This is a genomic window from Okeania sp. SIO2B9 (assembly GCF_010672505.1).
Taxonomy (GTDB): Bacteria; Cyanobacteriota; Cyanobacteriia; order Cyanobacteriales; family Microcoleaceae; genus Okeania; species Okeania hirsuta.
On the sequence record NZ_JAAHGK010000623.1, the window covers coordinates 1 to 4,385 of the forward strand.

Annotated in this window: 8 protein-coding genes; 2 read left to right on the plus strand and 6 right to left on the minus strand. The window is 35.3% G+C overall.

Translation table 11 applies throughout. The annotated features are described in order from the left end of the window. The coding region (gene ilvN, locus F6K13_RS20270; protein ID WP_287288181.1) for an acetolactate synthase small subunit at positions 1–236 on the minus strand (236 nt) is incomplete at its 3' end. A gap of 397 nt (positions 237–633) precedes the next feature. On the opposite strand from ilvN, the gene F6K13_RS20275 reads away from it, so the two are divergent. Next, the gene (locus F6K13_RS20275; RefSeq protein ID WP_124147475.1) at positions 634–1,590 is read left to right on the plus strand and encodes an RluA family pseudouridine synthase; all 957 of its coding nucleotides are present in this window, start codon (positions 634–636) and stop codon (positions 1,588–1,590) included. A gap of 229 nt (positions 1,591–1,819) precedes the next feature. Then, on the plus strand, positions 1,820–1,966 hold the full coding sequence (locus tag F6K13_RS20280) for a hypothetical protein (RefSeq protein WP_192901216.1): 147 nt from the start codon (positions 1,820–1,822) through the stop codon (positions 1,964–1,966). Between the two features lie 99 nt (positions 1,967–2,065). Here the strand turns inward: F6K13_RS20280 and F6K13_RS20285 are convergent, their stop codons facing one another. The 5 genes from F6K13_RS20285 to F6K13_RS20305 all read right to left on the minus strand — a co-directional run bounded on the left by F6K13_RS20285 (position 2,066) and on the right by F6K13_RS20305 (position 4,162). Then, complete coding sequence (locus F6K13_RS20285; protein WP_287288183.1) at positions 2,066–2,398, minus strand: hypothetical protein; 333 nt, start codon at positions 2,396–2,398, stop codon at positions 2,066–2,068. A gap of 85 nt (positions 2,399–2,483) precedes the next feature. Beyond that, complete coding sequence (locus tag F6K13_RS20290) at positions 2,484–2,810, minus strand: hypothetical protein (RefSeq protein WP_124147474.1); 327 nt, start codon at positions 2,808–2,810, stop codon at positions 2,484–2,486. Between the two features lie 105 nt (positions 2,811–2,915). After that, the gene (locus F6K13_RS20295; protein WP_287288185.1) at positions 2,916–3,329 is read right to left on the minus strand and encodes a class I SAM-dependent methyltransferase; all 414 of its coding nucleotides are present in this window, start codon (positions 3,327–3,329) and stop codon (positions 2,916–2,918) included. A gap of 23 nt (positions 3,330–3,352) precedes the next feature. Then, on the minus strand, positions 3,353–3,499 hold the full coding sequence (locus tag F6K13_RS20300) for a hypothetical protein (protein WP_192901307.1): 147 nt from the start codon (positions 3,497–3,499) through the stop codon (positions 3,353–3,355). A 75-nt stretch (positions 3,500–3,574) separates the two neighbouring features. Continuing rightward, on the minus strand, positions 3,575–4,162 hold the full coding sequence (locus tag F6K13_RS20305; RefSeq protein ID WP_124155383.1) for a class I SAM-dependent methyltransferase: 588 nt from the start codon (positions 4,160–4,162) through the stop codon (positions 3,575–3,577). Between the last annotated feature and the right edge of the window lie 223 nt (positions 4,163–4,385).

Below are 4,385 nucleotides of genomic sequence, written 5' to 3' on the forward strand. Positions count from 1 at the left end.
TCTGCAGTAATATCTTGTACTTTCAAAACATTAATCAACTTATATAGTTGTTTGGTCAACTGTTCGATCACATGGTCGTCCCCAGGCACCACCATTGTAATTCGAGAAACACCAGATTGTTCTGCTGGGCCAACCGCCAGACTTTCAATATTAAAACCACGACGGGCAAATAAACCAGCAATGCGGGTCAAAACTCCCGCTTCGTCTTCAACTAAAACAGAAAGAGTATGTTTCATTCTCTAATTCAGTAGCTATCTTGGCCAACCTATAGCGCTACGCGTAAGTCAGATAGGGGAGCCATCGGATTGGCGACGTACAGAAGTCAGAAGTAATCCCTGACTAACTTTGATCATTTATCAAAATAATATGGGTCGCTCAACCCCGCCTTTTAAGGCGAAATATTTTTGGAGCGGGACTTAAATTCCCGTTACAAAAATAACTTCTGACTGTCTTGAGTGTGTCTTACATTCTGAGGGGACCTCAGAATTACACACTCGCTTCTGACTTCTGACTTCTGACTTCGTTAAAAATGTCCGCTCCCTATTTGCGTAGTGCTATATTTGATATTTTGTTATTTTATACTTAAGTTTAGGTTTAATCGGGTTTTTATCCCACTAACAATTTGTACAACTTATGGCTGATGAAAGTTCAATAATTTTAGAGGTAAAGAGTAAGGGTGAATTTGTCAAGCAAATAAATCAGCGTTTGGATATCTGGATATCTGAGCAAATACCTGACCTATCGCGATCACATATTCAAAAGTTAATATCCCAAGGTAATGTGAAAATAAATGACCAACTCTGCACCTCTAAAAAAGTAATAGTACAGCATGACGATCGGATTATTTTAACTATTCCCCCACCAGTACCTTTAGAAATAGAAGCTAATGATATTCCTCTGGATATTCTCTACGAAGATGATGCTTTATTAATTATCAACAAACCAGCAGGTTTAGTCGTACATCCAGCTCCCGGACATTCTGATGGTACTTTGGTGAATGCACTTTTAGCTCATTGTGATTCTTTGGCGGGTATTGGTGGAGTGCAACGACCGGGTATTGTGCATCGCTTAGATAAGGATACGACTGGAGCAATAATGGTCGCAAAAACAGACCAAGCGTATCAACATTTGCAGGCACAATTACAGGCGAAAACTGCTAGAAGGGAATATTTAGGAGTAGTTTATGGTAGTCCGAAAACAGATAGTGGTAAAATAGATTTACCTATTGGTCGTCATCGGGTAGACCGCAAAAAGATGGCAGTGACACCAGTGGAAAGAGGCGGAAAAGTCGCCGTTACTCATTGGGAAGTTAAGGAACGTTTGGGAAATTTTTCTATGATGTTGTTTCGGTTAGAGACTGGCAGGACTCATCAAATTCGGGTTCACAGTGCTAAAATAGGGTATCCTATTGTGGGGGATACTATTTATGGAAAAGGTCGTTCCGTAGGAGTGAATTTAAATGGTCAAGCGCTTCATGCTTGGCGACTAGAGTTACAACATCCTGTTTCTGAAGAGTTAGTGGAGGCGATCGCTCCTTTGCCAGAAGATTTTCTCACTTTGGTTGAGGTTTTGCGTAGACGTTCTGGATGAGAAATCAAAAGTCAAAAGTCAAAAGTCAAAAGTTAGAAGTTAGAAGTTAGAAGTTAGAACTCAGGAGTCAGTTATAATACTGTAGGTTGGGTTAAGCGGTAGCGCAACCCAACAGACAAAACGAGTTTGTTGAGTTTATCCTGCAGATAAGCTACGAAGAACGTTCCTCCACCCAACCAACAAAAAGCTAATTTTTTTAATTATGAAATAAGTTCAGGAGTAGAAAATTATGGATCGTGGAAAAATTGTGGCTATTATTACTGGAGCTATTTCTATCGCTTTGGCGATCGCTTATTTAATTATTGTACAACTACTAGATCTTAGAGGTAGTGAAATGATACCTGCCCCCACTTCAATATTACCTTTCGTATTTTAAAAAAAATATAGTCTTTTAGAAGTAGTGATATTAGTTCAGTACATCCTTTTAATTGTCAGGAGGTAAACTAAAAAATCACTACTTAATCTATAATTAAATTTAATTGTTTTTTTCAATATAAATCATCCGAGTTCTGATAGGAATACCTGTAGTTGGAGAAGTCCAACCTAATATAAAATAATCTTCCATAGCATTGCCAATTACCATTTTTGAATGCTCGTAAACTGGCACAACAAAATTTTTAATAAATTCCTCCGTTGTTTCATCAATACTAATCAAAATAGCTTGACGAGCAATTTGATCGATGATGATCAAACCGCAATTGAGCATCTTCAACAAATAATAATGAACCCAGACAAAAAACAAAATCGTAGGAATTTGTATCAATTTCAGGTAAAGCTGTTTCAATTGATTTGTTGATAGTTTTATCATTTTCTTTGTGGGTTTAATACCCCACCGTCTACACGGTGTTCAAAATTACTTGGGGGAGCGTAGACGCGGAGCGGCCCTTCGTTGACTATCCCCATGTAATTTTCCTCCTGTCTCCTGTCTCCTGTCTCCTGTCTCCTGTCTCCTTCTTCAAAGCCCCTTTTAGCTGCATATTCCAGCATCTGAGTAGAAAGATCGATACCTGTATATCAAAATTTCCCTGTAATAATTCACTAATAGCTCCTGTTCCACAAGCAATATCTAAAATACTCCCTTGACGATAATCGTGTCGTTGGAATATTTTAACTGCTTCATTTACAAGTTGTACATTATACTGACTATTATTGAGCCAATCATCATCATACTTTGCCGCCAAATCGTCATAAAATTCTGTAGCAGAAATTTTGTTTACCATAACTTACAATCCAAAATTGACTTAGCTCTATCATCCAGCATAGTAATAGTATAATAAATAGGCGAGCGTTGAACCTTAAATATTATTAAATATTCAACTATTACTTTAGCTTTTTTGTTCAATATAAATCATCCGAGTTCTGATAGGAATACCTGTAGTTGGAGAAGTCCAACCTAATATAAAATAATCTTCCATAGCATTGTCAATTGTAATTTTTGAATGCTCGTAAACTGGCACAACAAAATTTTTAATATATTGCTCTGTCGCTTCATCAATACTAATTAAAATAGCTTGACGAGCAATTCGATAAAGATGTTCAATTGTTGTTTGAGCATCTTCGACACAATGCAATGAACTTAAACAAAAAACAAAATCATAGGATTGAGTATCAATTTCAGGTAAAGCCGTTTCTATTGGTTTATGAATAGTTTGATAACCTCTTTTAGTTGCATATTCCAGCATCTTAGCCGAAATATCAATACCTGTATATTCAAAATTTCCCTGCAATAATTGACTCAAAAAACCTGTACCACAACCAATATCTAAAATACTACCTTGATGGTAATTATATTGATGGAATATTTTAGCTGCCTCATGTGTTGTGCATTACATTTGGGGTCTTTGACTACATCATCATAGTTGGCAGCAAAATCATCATAAAATTCTTCAGCAGAAATTTTATTTACCATAATTTATAGTTCAAAATTGATTTATTTTTACTATCCCGCACTCCGTTAGGAGGCTAACTGATAACTGAAATTACTTTAGTTTTTTTGTTCAATATAAATCATCCGAGTTCTGATAGGAATACCTGTAGTTGGAGAAGTCCAACCTAATATAAAATAATCTTCAATAGCATTTTCAATTGTAATTTTTGAATGGTCGTAAACTGGCACAACAACGTTTTTAATAAATTCCTCCGTTGTCTCATCAATACTAATCAAAATAGCTTGACGAGCTATTCGAGTAATATGCTCGATTGCTGTTTGAGAATCTTCAACAAATAATAATGAACCCAGACAAAAAACAAAATCGTAGGAATTTGTATCAATTTCAGGTAAAGCTGTTTCAATTGATTTGTGGATAGTTTTATAACCTCTTTTAGCTGCATAATCTAGAATTTTACTAGAAATATCAATACCTGTATATTCAAAATTTCCCTGTAATAATTCACTTAGAAAACCTGTGCCACAACCAATATCTAAAATACTACCTTGATGGTAATTATATTGATGGAATATTTTAGCTGCCTCATGAATGTGTTGTACATTACACTTAGGGTCTTTTAGCACATCGTCATAGTTAGCAGCAAGTTCATCATAAAATTCTTCAGCAGAAATTTTATTTACCATAATTTATAGTTCAAAATTTATTTATATTTACCATCCTATATAGTATGATAAATAGGCCATATTAAATGTCAAACCTTAATTAAACCATTACCTTAGTTTTTTTGCTCAATATAAATCATCCGAGTTCTGATAGGAATACCTGTAGTTGGAGAAGTCCAACCTAATATAAAATAATCTTCAATAGCATTTTCAATTACTATTTTTGAATGGTCGTAAACTGGCA

Bases quoted from the DNA above. Each gene is read 5' to 3' on its own strand.
- F6K13_RS20275 (WP_124147475.1), top strand. From the start codon at position 634: ATGGCTGATGAAAGTTCAATAATTTTAGAGGTAAAGAGTAAGGGTGAA.
- F6K13_RS20280 (WP_192901216.1), top strand. From the start codon at position 1,820: ATGGATCGTGGAAAAATTGTGGCTATTATTACTGGAGCTATTTCTATC.
- F6K13_RS20285 (WP_287288183.1), bottom strand. From the start codon at position 2,398: ATGATAAAACTATCAACAAATCAATTGAAACAGCTTTACCTGAAATTG.
- F6K13_RS20290 (WP_124147474.1), bottom strand. From the start codon at position 2,810: ATGGTAAACAAAATTTCTGCTACAGAATTTTATGACGATTTGGCGGCA.
- F6K13_RS20300 (WP_192901307.1), bottom strand. From the start codon at position 3,499: ATGGTAAATAAAATTTCTGCTGAAGAATTTTATGATGATTTTGCTGCC.
- F6K13_RS20305 (WP_124155383.1), bottom strand. From the start codon at position 4,162: ATGGTAAATAAAATTTCTGCTGAAGAATTTTATGATGAACTTGCTGCT.